This is a genomic window from Bradyrhizobium sp. CCBAU 53421 (genome assembly GCF_015291625.1).
Taxonomy (GTDB): Bacteria; Pseudomonadota; Alphaproteobacteria; order Rhizobiales; family Xanthobacteraceae; genus Bradyrhizobium.
In genome coordinates, this window is sequence record NZ_CP030047.1 from 1,345,405 (window position 1) to 1,362,641 (window position 17,237).

A 17,237-nucleotide genomic window follows, 5' to 3' on the forward strand; every position below is an offset into this window, starting at 1 on the left:
GCCAGGTTCGCGGACTAGTCGCGTACGTCATGCCGCAGCTTTCGTCGGCGGTCTAGGACAGCGGCCGCGGCGGAGAGAGCACCAGCCATTGGCACCAGCTTTCGCGAACCGAACAGCCGCCAAACTTCAGGAGGAATCGGCAATGCACAGCAAGATCATCAAGAGCAAGTTTCTGCTGACGACAGCCGCGCTGCTGGCCGGCGTCAGTCTCGCATCGGCGCAGGGCATGCGCGAAGGTGGCGGCGGAAGCGTCGGCGCCGGAGCTAGCGAACGCGCGCCGTCCGCGGGCCCGTCAGCCGGACGTTCCGGCGGCGCGATGCATGAGAGTCCGGGCGCGTCGCGCAGCGAAGGCATGACGGTCGGCCGTGGCGAGGGCGGCGCACGCGAACGCGGTCGAGCTGAAGGCCAGATGGGCCGCGGCTCAGCCGAGCGCGGCGATAGCATGCGCGGCCAGACCACCGGGCAGGCCCGCGAAAGCGGCCGCGCCGAGCAGCGAGGCGGAGGACAGATTCAGCGCAGTCAGGACCGGCAGCAGCAGACCGTCGGCCAGGGCCGAAGCCAGCGCGAGCAGATGGGCCGCTCTGAGTCCCATGAACGCGGCAGCGCCACCACGCGGCAAAGCCAGCAGCAGCAAGAGAACCGCGCCAATACCGCCAACCGCAGCCAAGGCACCACGACCGGTCAGAGCACCGAGCAGCGCAAGGGCGCGAACTCGACGACCGGCCAGAGCACAAGCGCGAGACAGAACCAGAGCCCAGCAACGGGCCAGAATACGAAAGCCGGCCCGACCACCGGCGCGGCTACCCAGCCCGGCACGACGCAGGGCCAGGTCAACTCCGGCGCCAAGTCCGGGCAGATCAATTCCGGACAGACCACCGGACAGGCCAATACATCGGCCCAGACCCAGTCGAACGCCGCGGTCCAGACCCAGGCCGGGCGCATCGTGACGGCCGAGCAGCAAAGCACGATCCAGCGCTCCGTGCTGTCGGCACGCAACGCGCCGCGCATCAACGTCAACGCGATCAACTTCGCGGTCGATCCGGGCGTGGTGGTGCCGCGCAGGTTCAACGCCGTGTCGGTCTCCGCCTATCCGGCGCTGATCGATGCGTTCCCCTACTATCGCGACGACAGCTTCTTCGTCGTCGAGGATGAAGTCGTATTCCTCGATCGCGATCGACGAGTCGTCGACGTGGTCCCGGTTGGACCGCGGACGCGCTTCAGCCACCGTCACAGCAGCCATGATAGCTATGCGATGATGGACCTGAACCCGCAGCAGATCCGCGAGGTGCAGCAGGTGCTGATCGAACGCGGCTTGCTGGTCGGCGAGGCCGACGGCGTGCTCGGATCGCGGACCCGCGAGGCGTTGATCACGTTCCAGCGTCGGCAGGGCATCACGACAAGCGGCAGCGTCGACACGCGCACGGTTGCCGCATTGGGCCTGTCGGATCGGATCGGCGAGGGCGCGCGACGAGAGCCGTCGACGGTCGGCCAGGGCGGAAGACAGCAGCCTGCCGAGCAGAACGCGACCGGACCAGAGAGGGACGGACAGACCACCGGTCAGGCGAGCCCGCAGAACCAGTCGACGTCCGGCCAGGCCGAACGTCAGCCGTCGGCTCAGCCGCAGGCCCAGCAGCACAATACGACCGGCCAGGCCGCGCCGCGGAGCCAGTCCACGGTCGGACAAGGCAGCGGCAGCCAGCCGGGTGCTGGTCGGGACACCCAATCCAGCCAGCCTGACCAGAACAGCAATCCGCCATCGTCCGGTGCGGGCCAGAGCACGCAGATGCCTGCGCAAAACTCCGACCGGAAATAGGATATTGGAGTCAGAAACGGGATATTGGTGGAAGAGCCCCGCTGCAGAGCGGGGCTCTTTTCTTGAGGCATCGTGAAGGCGATCTGGCGCGTGCCTTCCGTCAGGGGGCGTGTCAAAGTGTGATCACGGCTTTGCCGGATGCGGCGGAGGGAGAAGCTGCAGTGCTCGATCATATCCTGAAGTTCATGACGCTCGGGACCATCATCGTCGGCATCACCGCGATCTACACGGCGCTGCACACCAACAACCGGCGTCTGGGAGCCGATATCTTCCTCAGATATTCCGAGCGCATCTCCGATCTGCGGCGTCGCCTGCCAACGGCGGCTTTCCATGACGAGGGCGATGGCAGCACCGTTGAGATGACGCCGGACGAGCGGCGGATCGTGCATGAAGTCATCTTCTCGATATTCGAGCTCTATGAGCTCAAGGTGCATGGCTTCGTCCCGCCGGGAATCTGGAGGATCAGGGAGCCCGACATCGAGAGGGTGCTCTCGCTGCCGGTCTTCCAGCAGGAGTTGGCGGTTGTGCACGGCAGGTTCGCGAAGCATCCGCGCTTTGCGGCATGGCTCGATGGGATCGGGCAAGGCAAGGCATAGCCGGGCGGGGGCCGATCGGAGAATGCATTCTCCGTCGCTGCCGGCTCGGCGGGCGTGTTCACCAACGAATATGATAAGCCGTTGTTACTTTCGTCATCTCGACGTTCGGATGCGAATGCCGCAGCGTGTCGCAACATGTGCGCCTCGTGTGGCGCGCGTGTTTCGTTCCCATCGATCGCATTCACGTCGCACGTGGTGGAATGCCGCATGATTAGGCAAGCGTCTTCAGGCGCGGTCAGCGCGAATCCCGTGCGCGGGATTCGCGATGTGTCATGTACCGTGCTTAAGTTGCCGCGCTCTCGTGAAATTCATTTCGTCTCAGCGCGAAGACCGGGAAAATTTTCTGAAGACTCGGCGATGATGCGTTGCCCGATCGCATCGCACGAACGCAATTTTGGATTTCTTCACGACGCGCGTTGCCGCCCCTCTGGTTCTCGCACAGATTGTTCTCTAGACCAGTCAAGCCGACTCGGTGACGGAGCTTCCGGGCCGGATCCCGTTATGACGCGACACTGATGAATGCCATGTGTGAGCCCGACTGCCGCAGGACCCATCGGCCCTATCAGGGGCCGGTGTAAGCGGCTGACGTCCGCATCCGAAAATGCCGCTTCCTTGTCCGCCTGAAATTCGCCTGCCCGCCAGCGGCCGGCGACGCAACCTTGGGAATGCGCCTCCGTTGAGACGACGTTCGTCGCGACAACCGGGGACGAAACTACATGCAAGAAGACGACAATAGGCCGGCGAGCGCAGCGAAGCTCCTGGAACAAGTTCCCTTGCCACGCGAACCCAGGAACATCAGGGACATCGTCCCGGCGGTGCCTCGGCTTTTCACGACACGGCTCTATCCGCCGTCGGAACAGTTCGAGGTATGGAAGACGCGCATGGCCTCGCTGATCGACGTGGCGCCGCCCGATGGCTACAGCCCCGGACAGGGGTTCGAGGTGGAATACCTGACCTGCAACATGGCCGACGTCGTCTTCACGTCAGGACGCGTTGCCGATCAAACATTCGCGCGCGTCGTCGAGCCCTCGCAGGGTGCGCCGGTCGATATCTGGTGGCTGTTCCGCCTGCGCTCCGGCGAAGCCCGCTTCGAAACCGCGGAGCGGCGGGTTCACGCCGGGCCAGGCGCGATGTTCCTGATCTCGCTCGATGACGACTTCCGCGGCAGCATCACCGGCTATGATGGCCTGGTGCTCGCCTTGCCGCGCCGGTCATTCGCAGACGTGGCTGATCAGCTCAACGACGCCTGCAACATTCTCCTCTCGGGCAATCTGATTGAACTGCTGTCCGACTATCTCGACAGACTCGAAACGCGCCTTGTCCTGATGTCGCCGGAGGAGTTGAGGCAAGCGGGGCGAGCGACCGCGCAGATGATCGCCGCATGCATTCAGCTGTCCTCGGATCGGCTGGAGCAGGCGCGCGGCGCGATCGAGTCGGTGCTGTTCGAGCGTGCACGTCTTTATATAGAGACGCATCTCGGCGAGTTCGACCTCACGCCGGATCGTATTGCGCAGCAATTGCGCATCTCACGTTCTGCACTCTACCGTGCATTCGAGAACGTCGGCGGCGTCGCCGGATATATCCTCCGCAAGCGGCTGCGTGCAGCACACGCAGAACTGGTCGCATCCACGGGCAGGCAGGTGCAGGAGATCGCCTATCGTCACGGTTTCAAGCTGGCGTCGGATTTCACGCGCGCGTTTCGCCGCGAGTTCGGCGTCAGTCCGCGCGAGATGCGTGAACGCGTGCGCCGCAGGTCAACTGCCGGTTGAAGATTCGTGGAATACCCCACGGTGCATCGTGCAAATCATTCAACTTGTGAGACGATCTGCGCGCTATTTGGACGGCCTGCTGAGTGACGTTGTCAAATATGTGTCTATCATTTTTGTTTATGACGACTCGGGGCAAATTGATGGGGCAGTCGAGCGGGCGCGGGATGGCGAGATGCGCTCGTTGAGTTCGACACATCATCGGTCAGGACCGGGAGGCGAGCGCAGGTTGCGCGGTCTCCATATCTCCACATGCGGTCCCACAGGACACGCATGTCGGCACAGTCCGCGGCATGGCACCCCCGACGTCTGGACCAGATGTCACAAAGGGGACGCACCATGGCGATCGCACGCAACTCAACCGAATCGCTGACGCGTCAAGGCCGCGCCGGCTTCGTCCGGAGCTGGGTCGCAATGGGCGACGCGGGCAGCCGTTCGCTGCGGCGCCGGCTGCTGGCGGTGCTGCGTCGGGCGCATCGGACACTGGGTGTGAAGCGCGATCGGCTGGGGCTTGGTTCGCTCGGCGCTGGCGGAGCGGTCGGCGCGCTGCTTGTCGCCATGGGGACCATGATCCCGCAGGCGGCGTTCGCGCAGGTTGCCATCGGCAATGGTGTTGTGAGCAACCCCGCCAATTGCACCAATCCCACCGCTGCAACCGCAGGCAGTACGGCTATGGGGTGCGGCGCCCACGCTGCCGGTGCCAATGCAACCGCCATTGGCTCTAGCACCAACGCGAATGGCCAGAACTCCCTGGCAATCGGCGATTCCAATACCGCAAACGGCGATGGTTCGGTCATCGTGGGCTATTCCAACTCCGTGAACGGCCTCAATGCGATCGGTATGGGTGTGTTCGCGAACGCGACCGGCACCAACGCCCTCGCCATAGGTGGGAATGCACATTCCACCGGGGATGGATCCTCATCTTTCGGCGTCAACACCACTGCAAATGGAGTTGGTGCCTTGGCGCTAGGCTCGACGGCGAGCGCGTCCGGTGGAGCGTCGATAGCGATTGGATTGTCCTCCGCAGCCTCATCTCCAAACGGGTCGGGCACGGCCATCGGCGTCAGCGCCAAAGCAAATGCCGGAGTTGGCGGTGGGTCTCCAATCGCCATCGGCACGAATGCCAATGCCAGCGGGACCGCGCCTGCCGGCTTCACGTTCGAGGCGGTTGCGCTCGGCACCGGTTCAACCGCCACGGGGGCTTGGTCGACCAGTGTCGGTTCAAGCGCTTCTGCAACGGCGACCGGGGCCAGCGCCTTCGGCACGTCGGCCAATGCGTCGGCCAACCAGTCCACCGCGATTGGCAACGGAGCGGCCGCCTCGGGTATTGGGGCCGTATCGATGGGGTATCTCGCAAACGCCAGTGCTGTGAACGCAATCGCCCTGGGCCAGGGCGCGGTCGCGAACCAGAACAACACGCTTGCTTTAGGCGAGGCCTCCACTGCAAAGGGTGTGAACAGCACGGCGATCGGCGGTGGGTCGCTCTCCAGCGGGTTTCAAGCGATCTCCTTGGGCATCAACGCGAATGGCGGAGCTGACAACGCAACCGCGATCGGAACAGCGGCTCAAGCCACCGGCATCACCTCACTCGCCGCCGGCAGCCAGGCGGCCGCGTCGGGCACCAGTTCCGTGGCCGCCGGCAATCTCGCCAAGGCGTCGGCGGATTTCGCCGTCGCATTGGGCAACCAAGCGCAGGCGCTGAGCACCGGCGGCTCGGTTGCAATCGGATCGGGCGCGATTGTCGGCAGCACGGCGACTGGCGGCATTGCGGTCGGCAACAATGCGGCATCCACCGGCATCAGTTCGATCGCGAACGGCGTTGGGGCCAGTGCCGCCGGCACAAGCTCGCTGGCGATAGGCACTGCCGCAAATGCGAGCGCCGCCGCCAGCACTGCGGTTGGCAACACAGCCGTTGCCAGCGGCCAAAACGCCTCCGCATTCGGGTCCGGAGCGAGCGCGGCAGGAAACAACTCTCTCGCGGCCGGCGTCAGCGCCAGCGCCAGCGGAGTCACCAGCACCGCGCTCGGCATCGGTGCCAAGGCATCGGCGGCAAGCGCCATCGCTGTCGGTAACAATGCCGCGGCCAGTTCCGCCAATGCGGTGGCCGTGGGCACCAATTCGGTGGCGACCGGCGGCCAGGCCGTCTCGATCGGCGCGAACAACACCGCCTTTGGCAACGGCGCGGTGGCGATCGGCGATCCCAGCTATGCCAGCGGCACCGGCGCCTTCACCGGCGGCGCCAACAACATCGCCAACAGCGACGGCACGGCCAGCGCCACCGCCGCCAACCAGGCCAACGGCGCAGTCGCGATCGGCAACAGCAACAAGGCGATCGGGCAGGGCTCCGTGGCGCTCGGCAATAACTCCACTGCGGGCGCCAACGGCCTTGCCGGCAATATCGCACTGGGCGACGGCGCCACGGCGGCGGCGAAATCCGGCGATGTCGCGCTCGGCTCCGGCAGCGTCACGGTTGCCGCGGTCGGCACGCCAAATGCGGTGATCAATGGCATCACCTATTCGGGCTTCGCCGGCACCACGCCGGGCTCGACGGTCAGCGTCGGGGCGGTCGGCGCGGAACGCACCATCACCAACGTCGCGGCCGGGCGGATCAGCACGTCGAGCACGGACGCCATCAACGGCTCACAGCTCTACAGTGTAGCCAACACGCTCTCGAGCCAGATCACCGCCGGCGCGATCCACGACTACAGCGTCAACAGCACGACGCCGGGAACCGACACCAACTACAACAACGCCGGAGCCACCGGCGGCAACGCGCTCGCGGCCGGCGTCAGTGCGAGCGCCGCCGGCGCGAGCAGTGTTGCGGTCGGCGCTGGCGCCGCGGCAGTGGCGTCATCCGACACGGCGCTCGGTTCGGGCGCGCGTGCCGCGTCGCTCAGCAATTCGCCGCTGACCGGGGCAATTGCCGTCGGTGCGGGGCAGGCCACCAATGACGGCGCCATCGCGATCGGCGACGGCTTCGGCGGCGGTCCGAAGGCATCCGGTCGCGACTCGGTTGCGCTCGGCACCGGTACCACCGCGTCAGGCTCCGCATCCACCGCCGTCGGCGCGGGTTCGACGGCGTCTGGCATCAGCGCCTTTGCCGGCGGTACGTCCGCGACGGCCAGCCAGGCCAATTCGCTCGCGCTCGGCGCCAATGCCAACGCCAGCAATGCCGGCGCCGTCGCGCTCGGCTCGGGCAGCGTGACGACCGCTGCGGTCGGTACCCCTAATACGGTGATCAACGGCACCACCTACAGCTTTGCCGGCACCACGCCGGCCTCGACCGTCAGCGTCGGCGCCGTCGGTGCCGAGCGTACCATCACCAACGTCGCGGCGGGACGGCTCAACAACGGCTCGACGGATGCGGTCAACGGCTCGCAGCTGTTTGCCACCAACCAGGCGGTCGACGGCCTCGCGTCCACCGTCAACAACATCAACACCGGCGGCGGCATCAAGTATTTCCACGCCAATTCGACGCTGGCCGATTCGTCTCCGGTCGGGACGAACTCGGTTGCGATCGGCCCGGTGTCGACCGCCACCGGCGCCGGCTCCGTGTCGATCGGCAACGGCGCGACCGCCGCGAATGCCAACGATATCGCGCTCGGCTCCGGCAGCCAGACCACCACGGCGGTCGGGACCCCGAATACGGTGATCAACGGCACCACCTACAGCTTCGCCGGCACGACGCCGCTCTCGACGGTCAGCGTCGGCGCGGTCGGCGCCGAGCGCACCATCACCAATGTCGCCGCCGGGCGGCTCAACAACGGCTCGACGGACGCGGTCAACGGCTCCCAGCTCTGGTCCACCAACCAGGCCGTCGACGGTCTCGCGACTACCGTCAACAACATCAACAACGGCGGCGGCATCAAGTATTTCCACGCTAACTCGACGCTGGCCGATTCGTCCGCGGCGGGGACCAACTCGGTTGCGATCGGGCCGGTGTCGACGGCGACCGGCAGCGGCTCGGTGTCGATCGGCAATGGCGCGACCGCCGCGAATGCCAATGATATCGCGCTCGGCTCGGGCAGCCAGACCACCACGGCGGTCGGCACCTCAGGCATCACCATCGGCACCACCGCCTACAGCTTCGCCGGCACGGGCCCGCTCTCGACGGTCAGCGTCGGCACGGTCGGCAACGAACGCACCATCACCAATGTCGCGGCGGGACGGATCAGCAACGGCTCGACCGATGCGATCAACGGCTCGCAGCTGTTTGCCGCCACCTCGGCGATCGACAGCCTGTCGACCATCGTCAGCAACGGGTTGACGCATTACTACAGCGTCAACGACGGTGGCACCCAGCTTGCGAACTACACCAACAACGGTGCGACCGGCGCGAATTCGATGGCCGCCGGCATCGCCGCATCGGCAACCGCCGCCAATTCCACGGCGCTCGGCTTCAACACCCAGGCCACGGTCGCCGACGGCGTCGCGATCGGCTCGGGTTCGATCTCCAACCGCGCGCTCGCGCCGGCTTCCGGCACGATCGGCGGCACCATCATCCCCTACAACACCACCGATCTCGCGCTGCTCGGCGCGGTGTCGGTCGGCAATGCGACGAGCTATCGGCAGATCACCAATGTCGCCGACGGCACCCAGTCGAGCGATGCCGTCACCGTGCGGCAGCTGACCGGCGCGTTGACCTCGTTCGCGACCACGACGACGAAATACTTCCACGCCAACTCGACGCTCGCCGACTCACTCGCGGTCGGCAACAATTCCGTCGCGGTGGGACCTGCGACCGTGGTCAATGGCGACAACGGCATCGGCATGGGGTTTGGCGCAACGGTGGCGCAGACCGCGCCCGGCGGCATCGCGATCGGTCAGAACTCGGTGTCCAACTTCGCCGACTCGATCGCGTTCGGAACCAATGCGCAGGCCAGCGGCATCCAGTCGGTGTCGATCGGCGCCGGATCCCAGACGACCAATCCGACCAGCGTTGCGCTCGGTCCGAATGCCAAGGCGACGGCGCAGGCCGGCGACGTCGCGCTCGGTGCCAATTCGACCACACAGGCGGTGGTCGCGACCAAGAACACCACGATCGGCGGCACCACCTACGCCTTCGCCGGCACGACGCCGACCTCGACCGTCAGCGTCGGCAGCGCCGGGGCGGAACGTACCGTCACCAACGTGGCCGCGGGCCAGATCAGCGCGACCTCGACGGATGCGATCAACGGCTCGCAGCTCTGGGCCACCAACACCTCGCTCGACGCTCTCTATACCACGGTCAACAACATCTCGACCGGCGGTGGCGGCGTGAAATACTTCCACGCCAACTCGACGGCGGCGGATTCCATCGCGACCGGTGCGGAGAGCGTCGCGATCGGACCGCAGTCGGTCGCAAGCGGCGCGAACGCAGTGTCGATGGGCAACGGCTCGGCCGCATCGGGCGCCAACTCGGTCGCGATCGGCGCCGGCGCCAAGGCGACTTCGGCCAACTCGCTTGCGCTCGGCGCGAACTCGACCACAACGGCCAATCTGAGCGATGCGGCCTATACGCCCGTCGTCGGCAAGAGCGTCGCGGGGGTTGCGACCGGCGAAGTGTCGGTCGGCTCGTCCGGCGCCGAACGCCGCGTCACCAATGTTGCCGCCGGCTCGGCTGCGACCGATGCGGTCAATGTCAGCCAGCTGCAGGCGGTTTCCAGCGGCTCGATCCGCTACGACACCGATGCCTCCGGCAACACCACCAACAAGGTGACGCTGAACAGCGGCAGCAGCGGACCGGTCACCATCAGCAACGTGGCGGCGGGCGTCGCCGGCACCGATGCGGTCAACGTCAATCAGCTCAACAGCGCGTTCCAGCAGCTCAACGGCCAGATCGGCGAGGTGCGGCAGGACGCCTGGCGCGCCGCGGCGATCGGCATGGCGGCCGCATCGCTGCGCTATGACGACCGGCCCGGCAAGATCAGCGCTTCGGCCGGCGGCGGCGTCTGGCGCAGCCAGGGCGCGCTCGCCTTCGGCATCGGCTACACCAGCGAGAACGGCCGGCTGCGCACCAACGCGGCGGCAACCACGGCTGGCGGCGATTGGGGCGTCAGCGCCGGCCTGAGCCTGACGCTCAATTGATCCTGACGTCGACGAGGCGGCTGGCGTGTCTGGCTCTGGCGATCTGGCTCGGCGCGGCGGCGGGCGCAAGCGCGCAAGGCGCGCCGCCGCCCGCCTATGCCGTGAAGCCGTCGGACGTCGTGGTGCCGGAAGGCGAGACGCTCGGCGAGTTCAGGCGGATGATCCAGCCGTTCAAGAACTGGACCCTGATCTGCGACGAGAGCCTGAAATCGAAGCGCCGCGTCTGCAACGTCACGCAATCGATCGTCAACGCGCAGGGCGCGGTCGCCTTCAACTGGTCGCTGATCGCGACCGCCGACGGCAAGCCGCTGATGGCGATGCGGATTCCTGCGGCCGCCGGGGTCGGCGCGCAGATCGAGCTCGCGATGGGCGATAGTCCGGACCGCATCGTCGCGCAGACCGATCGCTGCGACGCCAATTTCTGCTTTGCCACGATCGCGATCGGCAACGTGCTGAGGCGGCACATCCGCGCGGCGACGCCGTGCCTGGTGTCCTATCCGCTTCCGCAAGGCGGGCCGATCGTGCTGGAAGCGCCGCTCGACGGACTGTCCGGCGTGCTGGCGAAACTGAAATGAAGCGAGGTCGGACATGCGGATGTGGAATTCCGGCATCCGGCTCGAAACTCAAGTGCAAAGTGAAAAGGACGGATTGTCGATGCGGCGCACCCTTGGATTGATCTTTGTTGCGGTCGTCGTGGCCGCGCTCGGTGCCGCCGGCGTCGTGGTCTACGCGCAGCAAGCGCAACCTGTACCCTTGCAGCCGGCCGCACCCGCGCCGGCCAAGAAACCTGCTGCCGCCGCTGCGAAGCCGCAGCCGCACAAGTCGCAGCCGCGGCCGCAGGAGGCGCAGACGCCGGCGGCGGCCGCGGCATCCGTGCCGCCGCAGCAGGCCGGGCAGCAGCCGACCGTGTTCGACGAACATGCACGGCAGGGCAACATCGCGACCTGCGCCAATCTGTTCGGGATGCTCGGCCGCGGCATCGCGACCAACTCCAACTACACCGCGCAGTCGCAGTGGGATGCCAAGGCCGGCAATTCGCATTCGGTGCAGTCGCTGGTCGCGCTCGCGCCAAACCAGGCGCCCCCGGGCAGCGCCGCCCAGCGCGCCGCCGGCGTCGTGTTTGCCGCGCCGGTCGGGTCGTCCTGCGAAGGCAATCTGGTGCGGGTGACGCCGAGCGCGGAGAGCTGCCCGACGGTTGCGGCGGAACTCGCCAAGCTCAACGGGCAGAACGGCGCGCTCGGTGATCTCGCGACGATCGCGCTGCCGAACGGTGCGCAGGTGGTGCTGATTCCGTTCGGCAATGCCTGCGTCGCGGTGACCGCGCTGCGGGTCGCCGGATAACGCCGGTGCTCGCATACGCGAGGTTGCCCGATCAGAGAACGTAGCCGCCGTCGATGGTGATGCTGGCGCCCGTGATCAGGCTTGCGCCGCGGCCTGCCAGGAAGCAGACGGCCGAGGCGACGTCGTCCGGACTGTTCAGGCGGCGCAACGGAATCCTCTCCTTCAGCAAGTCGGCCATGCCGGCGGTCATGTCGGTTGCCGTCGGTCCCGGCTGCAGGTTGTTCACGGTGATTTGCCGCGGGGCGAGGTCGAGTGCTGCGGTCTTCACGAGTGAAGCGACCGCCGCCTTCGTCATCGCATAGGCACTGCCGCCCGCGGCGCCGGTCCTGATCGCCGTGTTGCTGCCGATCGTGATGATCCGCCCGCCGTCGCGCATGGCAGCCGCGGAGGCCTGCATCGCCAGGAACACGCCGCGAATGTTCACATTGAGCAGCAGATCGAGATCGTCGGGATTGAATGACTCGATCGATCCGAGGCGAAGTACGCCCGCATTGATGACCACGACATCAAGCCGTCCGAGCTGATCGGTGGCCTCCGCGACGGCGCGGCGGATCGCGGCGGGATCGCCGCTGTCGGCGTGGATCGCGATTGCCTTGGCTCCGGCCACGGAAATCGCGTCGCACACCTCGCGTGCCTTGTCGGGCCTGCTCACATAGGTGAGGGCGACCGAGAAGGTCTCCTGGGCAAGGCGCTGGGCGATCGCGGCGCCGATCCCCCGCGAGCCGCCGAATACGAGGGCGTTACGCGGTCTTTCCGATGTTGCGTTCGTCATTTACGTATCTCCTGTTTATTGGAATTTTTATTCCAAAATAGACCAAAAAAATTACGCGAGTGCCCGCAGCGCCAACTGTCCGAGTGCTCGCAATCGCCGATGGCCGGCGCCACCGCGGGCGGCGACCCGGATCCCCGCGAAGGATGCGTGGAGGAATTCGGTTGCGCTCGACGGGTCGATGTCGGCCGCCACATCGCCCTCTGCCTGAGCCTCGCGGATTCTCCCTACGATGGCCCTGGTCAGCGCGCGTCCCGCGCTGTCACGAATAGCCGCAAGCTCAGGCTTGCCGGTGCCGAATTCGCAGATCGAATTGACGCCGAGACACGCCTCCGCTGCGTCATCCACCACGCGCTCGACCATGACGCGGAGGCCGTCGACCGCGCGCCGCTCGCTTGCCAAGGCTGACAAATGGGCCTCGGTCTCCCGCGCGGCGTAGCGCTGCACCGCGGCGAGATAGAGCTGCCACTTGCCGCCGAACGTGTCGTAGAGGCTTTGCCGGCCGATGCCGAGCGCCCGCACCAGCATTTCCGCCGACGTGCCCTCATAGCCGTGCTCGCGGAATACGCCGATCGCGGCATCGAGCGCCTCTTCCACAATGAATTCCTTCGGTCTTGCCATTGCCTGAACATGACGGATTTGGAACGATCAGTCAAGAATGACTGATGTCGCGGTCGCGTGCGCATGCCCCGATGTCCTCCGTAACGGCCCGCTAACATCTTGGCGATCAGCCATCAAAGGGCTGGATTTCCGGCTCCGGATCGTCAATTCTGATTTGGAACTTACCATCCGTGCCATACGCGGAGGAGATGTCCCATGGAGGAAGCGCGTCCGCAGCGGTTTGTCCGCGAGGTCGGCGGTGAACTTGTGTCGTCCGTCATCGCGCGGTCGAAGCCGATCAGGGTCGAGCTGCTCAGCCGCACCTCGCGGCCGCGCATGAACTGGCACTTCCGCCAGCCCGAACTGACATTGTTCTGGTTCCGCAACGGCTGCTCGCGGTTGCAGGCCACGATCAACGGCCGCCCGGTCGAATATGAGTTCTCCAGGGTAGCCAATCTCGCGCTGTTTCCCGCCGGCACCGAGATCGAGGGCGAGTGGTCGGTCGGGCCGGCGTTCGACTATGTGGTCGTCTTCGTCGACCCGACATTCGTGCAGAGCCGCCTCAATGGCTCGATCGAAACATCGGCGATCGCGTTCGGCCATGACCAGCTCTGCCGTGGTCTCTCCGAACTTTGCCGGGAAGCGACCACGCCGGACAATCTGTTTGATCTGTTCGCCGAAGGCTGGGCCAGCCAGGCGCTGGCCCATATGGCGCGGCTGTCGCGCGGCGCGGAACCGGCAAAGCCGCCGAGCCGCGGCGGGCTGCCGGCGCTCAAGCTGCGCAGGATCGAGGCGTTCGTCCGGGCCAATCTCGGCGAGACGATCTCGTTGTCGGCATTGTCGGATGTCGCCGGCCTCAGCAAGCGACATTTCCTGCGCGCGTTCCAGGAGAGCACGGGCACCAGCCCGCATCGCTATGTGCTCGGCTTGCGCATCGAGGTCGCCAAGCGTCGCCTCAGCGACACCGATGAGAGCTTGACCAGTATCGCGCTGGCGTCGGGCTTCAGCCACGCCCAGCATTTCTCGTCGACGTTCAGGCAAGTCACGGGTGTCAGCCCGTCGGTGTTCCGGCAGCAGGGCCGGGCGTGAGTTTCGGCGCTTTTTTGCAAGTCGAGGCGCTTTCCCGCAAGCGCCGGCACACCGTCCATCGTATGCCGAGGTTGCGCGCAAGGTTTGGTCGCGTCCGCGCATTGGAGAAGGAAGCAAAGCATGCCAGGGCCATTGGCGGGAGTTCGCGTACTTGATCTGACTGGAGTCGTTTCGGGCCCGTTCGCGACGATGTTCCTGGCCGATCAGGGCGCGGATGTTCTGAAGGTCGAACCGATCGGCGGCGACATTACCCGCCGCAGCCGGGCCAATGTCGACAAGACCGGCGAGTTCTCGGCGCTGTTCATCTCGTCGAACCGCGGCAAGCGTTCGCTCTCGATCGACATGAAGACCGATGCCGGCCGGGATGTGCTCGGCAAGCTGGTGATGCAGTCCGACGTGCTGGTGCAGAATTTCCGGCCCGGCACGATGGAACGTCTCGGGCTCGGTCCGGACGAGGTACGCAGGAAGAATCCACGGCTGATCTATGTCTCGATCAGCGGCGTCGGCGAAGACGGGCCGTACGCCAAGAAGCGCGTTTACGATCCAATCGTGCAGGCGCTATCGGGTTTTTGCGATATCCAGGCGCAGCCGGTGACCAACCGTCCGCAGATGATCCGGACCATCGTGGCCGACAAGACGACAGCGGTCTACGCCGCGCAGGCGATTACGGCGGCGCTGTACGCGCGGGAAAAATCCGGCAGCGGCCAGCATATCCAGGTGGCGATGCTCGATGCGATGATCGCCTATCTCTGGCCGGAAGGCATGATGCAGTACACCGTGGTCGGGCGGGAGCAGGCGACGGCCGATCCGAACGACCGGCCCGACCTCGTGTTCCAGACCTCGGACGGCTATCTCACTTGCGGGACGATCTCCGATTCCGAGTGGCAGGGCTTCTGCAAGGCCACCGGCGATCCGGAGCTCGCCAGAGATGAACGCTTCGCCACGCCGGCGTCGCGCTCGGTCAATGCAACGGCGCGCATCAACAGGATGCAGGACTACATCGGCAGGCACACCACCGCCGAATGGCTGGCGCGGCTCGATGCGGCCGATGTGCCCTGCGCGCCGATCCTCAGACGCGGCGAGATCATTGCCAACGAGCAGGTTGTCGCCCGCGGGCTGATCGCCGAGCTCGAGCAGCCCGGCGTCGGCACCGTGCGGCAGCCCAAGCCCGCCGCACGCTTCGAGGTCGACGCCGCCGCCATCGGCGGCCCGGCCCCGCGCATCGGCCAGCATACGAGGCAGGTGCTGTCCGACCTCGGCTACGACGATGCCGCCATCGCAGAGATGATCGAGCAGAAGGCCGTGCGCGCGGTCTGAGCGGCCGCGCCACGCAACGTCACCATTGCTGAACTGAACAACCGCCGTCGGTGGGAGATGTCCTATGGCCGAGACAAACAAGACTGCTTTGCTGGTGGGCGCGGGCGATGCGATCGGCGCCGCGGTAGCGCGGCGCTTCGCCGCCGGCGGCTACACCGTCTGCATCGCGCGGCGTGATGCGGCGAAATCGAGCGCGCTGGTGGAGGAACTGACCGGCGCCGGAAGCCGGGTGCATGCGCTCAGCGTCGACGCGCGGCGCGAGAGTGAGGTGCAGGAGCTTTGCGAACGGGTCGACCGCGAGATCGGGCCGATCGAGGTCTGCCTGTTCAATGCCGGCTCGAACGTCAAGAAGGAGCTGCACGAGACCAGCGAAAAGCTGTTCTTCAAGGCCTGGGAGCTCGCCTGCTTCGCCGGCTTCCTGGTCGGGCGGGAGGCGACCCGGCACATGCTGCGGCATGGCTGCGGCACCATGCTGTTCACCGGCGCAACCGCCAGCGTGCGCGGCAGCAGCGGCTTTGCGGCCTTCGCATCCGCCAAGTTCGGACTGCGCGCGGTCGCCCAGGCGATGGCACGCGAGCTCGGGCCGAAGAACATCCACGTCGCGCATCTGTTGATCGATGCCGGCGTCGACAGCCCGGCCATCCACCAGCGGATGAAGGCCGCCACCGGCATCGATGCAGCGGCGATCCCGCCAGACACCCTGACCCGCACGTCCTCGATCGCGGAGGCCTACTGGTTCGTGCACCAGCAGAGCCGCGACGGATGGAGCCATGAACTCGACCTGCGTCCCTCGGTCGAGAAATGGTGACGCCATGCCGGAGACGCTGACGCTGTGGGGCGTGGGGACATCGCGGACGATCCGCGCCCATTGGGCGCTGCATGAGCTGGGGCTGGACTATCACTGCAAGCCGATCCTGCCGCGCTCGGGCGAGACCAAGACGCCGGAATACACCTTGCTCAATCCACGGCAGAAGATTCCCCTGCTGCAGGACGGCGACTTCACGATCGGGGAGAGTGCGGCGATCGTCGCCTATCTGGCGCGCCATTACTCCAACCCGAACATCTCGCTCGTTCCGGTCGCGGAGCGCGACTTTGCGCGCTGGCTGGAGTGGTGCTTCTTCATCGTGGCTGAGCTCGACTCGACCAGCCTCTACGTGATGCGCCGCCATGACGTCCAAGGCCTCGCCCATATCTACGGCCATGCGCCGGACGTGGTCGTGAAAGCGGCCGAGTATTTCCGCCAGCAACTCCGCCATGTCGAGGTCGCCTTGTCGGATGGGCGGCAGTATCTGATGGGCGATCAATTCACCAGCGCGGATATCCTGCTCGCGACCTGCCTGGTGTGGGCGATCGACTATGGTGTCGGGGTCTGCGAGGTCGCGACGCCTTATCTCGACCGCGTCACTGCGCGGCCGGCCTACAAGGAAAGCGTCGCGGTCAACACCGTGAAGAACTGACCGGTGACACGCATCAGAGCCTGGTCCGCGCCGGACCGCCGACATCGCATCGCGGCGTCAGGCCGTAGCGGCCATGCAATCCGCGCCAGAGGGCACTCAAGAGCTTGCGCATCCAACATCCCCCACGACGATCAGCGATCGTGGCATCCTGCTGACGTCGCCGCCGGAAGGACAGAGCCAATTCTGGGCACCCCTGCGTAGTTTTTAAGCAGAGCACTCTAACGAGCACGATGCGCTCGCCGAAAAATCTCATGAGATTCAAACGCCGGTGCTGTGGCACGCCTCGTGCATCAATGGGGCCGAGTTGGCCGCTAGGGTTCCGACCTTGAGAGACAAGGTGCTGGTCCGAGAGCAGCCGCTTGCGGGGGAGACATCCCCGCAGGTGCACGGCGGGATAAAAGCCCGGGAGACCTCGTTAGCCAA

12 protein-coding genes and 1 riboswitch are annotated in these 17,237 nt (G+C 66.1%); of the genes, 10 read left to right on the top strand and 2 right to left on the bottom strand.

Translation table 11 applies throughout. The features are described 5' to 3' along the window. Positions 1-142 precede the first annotated feature (142 nt). From XH92_RS06300 to XH92_RS06325, 6 genes are all read left to right on the top strand, one after another. On the top strand, positions 143-1,813 hold the full coding sequence (locus XH92_RS06300; RefSeq protein ID WP_194458470.1) for a peptidoglycan-binding domain-containing protein: 1,671 nt from the start codon (positions 143-145) through the stop codon (positions 1,811-1,813). A gap of 161 nt (positions 1,814-1,974) precedes the next feature. Further along, a complete protein-coding gene (locus XH92_RS06305) occupies positions 1,975-2,409 on the top strand; it encodes a hypothetical protein (RefSeq protein ID WP_194458471.1) in 435 nt (144 codons plus the stop codon). Between the two features lie 881 nt (positions 2,410-3,290). After that, positions 3,291-4,178, top strand: a complete 888-nt coding sequence (locus XH92_RS06310; RefSeq protein ID WP_246788272.1) for a helix-turn-helix domain-containing protein — start codon at positions 3,291-3,293, stop codon at positions 4,176-4,178. Positions 4,179-4,514: 336 nt separating this feature from the next. Continuing rightward, positions 4,515-10,241 (top strand): calcium-binding protein, encoded by a 5,727-nt coding sequence (locus XH92_RS06315; RefSeq protein ID WP_371817959.1) that lies wholly within the window; start codon positions 4,515-4,517, stop codon positions 10,239-10,241. Then, a complete protein-coding gene (locus XH92_RS06320; protein ID WP_194458473.1) occupies positions 10,238-10,816 on the top strand; it encodes an invasion associated locus B family protein in 579 nt (192 codons plus the stop codon). The genes XH92_RS06315 and XH92_RS06320 overlap by 4 nt, the downstream gene beginning before the upstream one ends. A gap of 79 nt (positions 10,817-10,895) precedes the next feature. After that, a complete protein-coding gene (locus tag XH92_RS06325; protein WP_194458474.1) occupies positions 10,896-11,582 on the top strand; it encodes a hypothetical protein in 687 nt (228 codons plus the stop codon). A gap of 31 nt (positions 11,583-11,613) precedes the next feature. Here the strand turns inward: XH92_RS06325 and XH92_RS06330 are convergent, their stop codons facing one another. Beyond that, a complete protein-coding gene (locus XH92_RS06330; RefSeq protein WP_194458475.1) occupies positions 11,614-12,354 on the bottom strand; it encodes an SDR family oxidoreductase in 741 nt (246 codons plus the stop codon). A gap of 51 nt (positions 12,355-12,405) precedes the next feature. Next, a complete protein-coding gene (locus XH92_RS06335) occupies positions 12,406-12,972 on the bottom strand; it encodes a TetR/AcrR family transcriptional regulator (protein WP_194458476.1) in 567 nt (188 codons plus the stop codon). Positions 12,973-13,167: 195 nt separating this feature from the next. Here XH92_RS06335 and XH92_RS06340 point away from each other — a divergent pair, with 195 nt between their 5' ends. The 4 genes from XH92_RS06340 (at position 13,168) to XH92_RS06355 (ending at position 16,814) form a co-directional block, all read left to right on the top strand. Further along, complete coding sequence (locus XH92_RS06340) at positions 13,168-14,040, top strand: helix-turn-helix domain-containing protein (RefSeq protein WP_194458477.1); 873 nt, start codon at positions 13,168-13,170, stop codon at positions 14,038-14,040. Between the two features lie 120 nt (positions 14,041-14,160). After that, complete coding sequence (locus XH92_RS06345) at positions 14,161-15,357, top strand: CaiB/BaiF CoA-transferase family protein (protein WP_194458478.1); 1,197 nt, start codon at positions 14,161-14,163, stop codon at positions 15,355-15,357. A gap of 64 nt (positions 15,358-15,421) precedes the next feature. Continuing rightward, positions 15,422-16,165 (top strand): SDR family NAD(P)-dependent oxidoreductase, encoded by a 744-nt coding sequence (locus XH92_RS06350; RefSeq protein WP_194458479.1) that lies wholly within the window; start codon positions 15,422-15,424, stop codon positions 16,163-16,165. A 4-nt stretch (positions 16,166-16,169) separates the two neighbouring features. Next, positions 16,170-16,814, top strand: a complete 645-nt coding sequence (locus tag XH92_RS06355) for a glutathione S-transferase family protein (RefSeq protein WP_194458480.1) — start codon at positions 16,170-16,172, stop codon at positions 16,812-16,814. Between the two features lie 300 nt (positions 16,815-17,114). Next, positions 17,115-17,225: riboswitch (guanidine-I (ykkC/yxkD leader) on the top strand. Positions 17,226-17,237 lie beyond the last annotated feature (12 nt).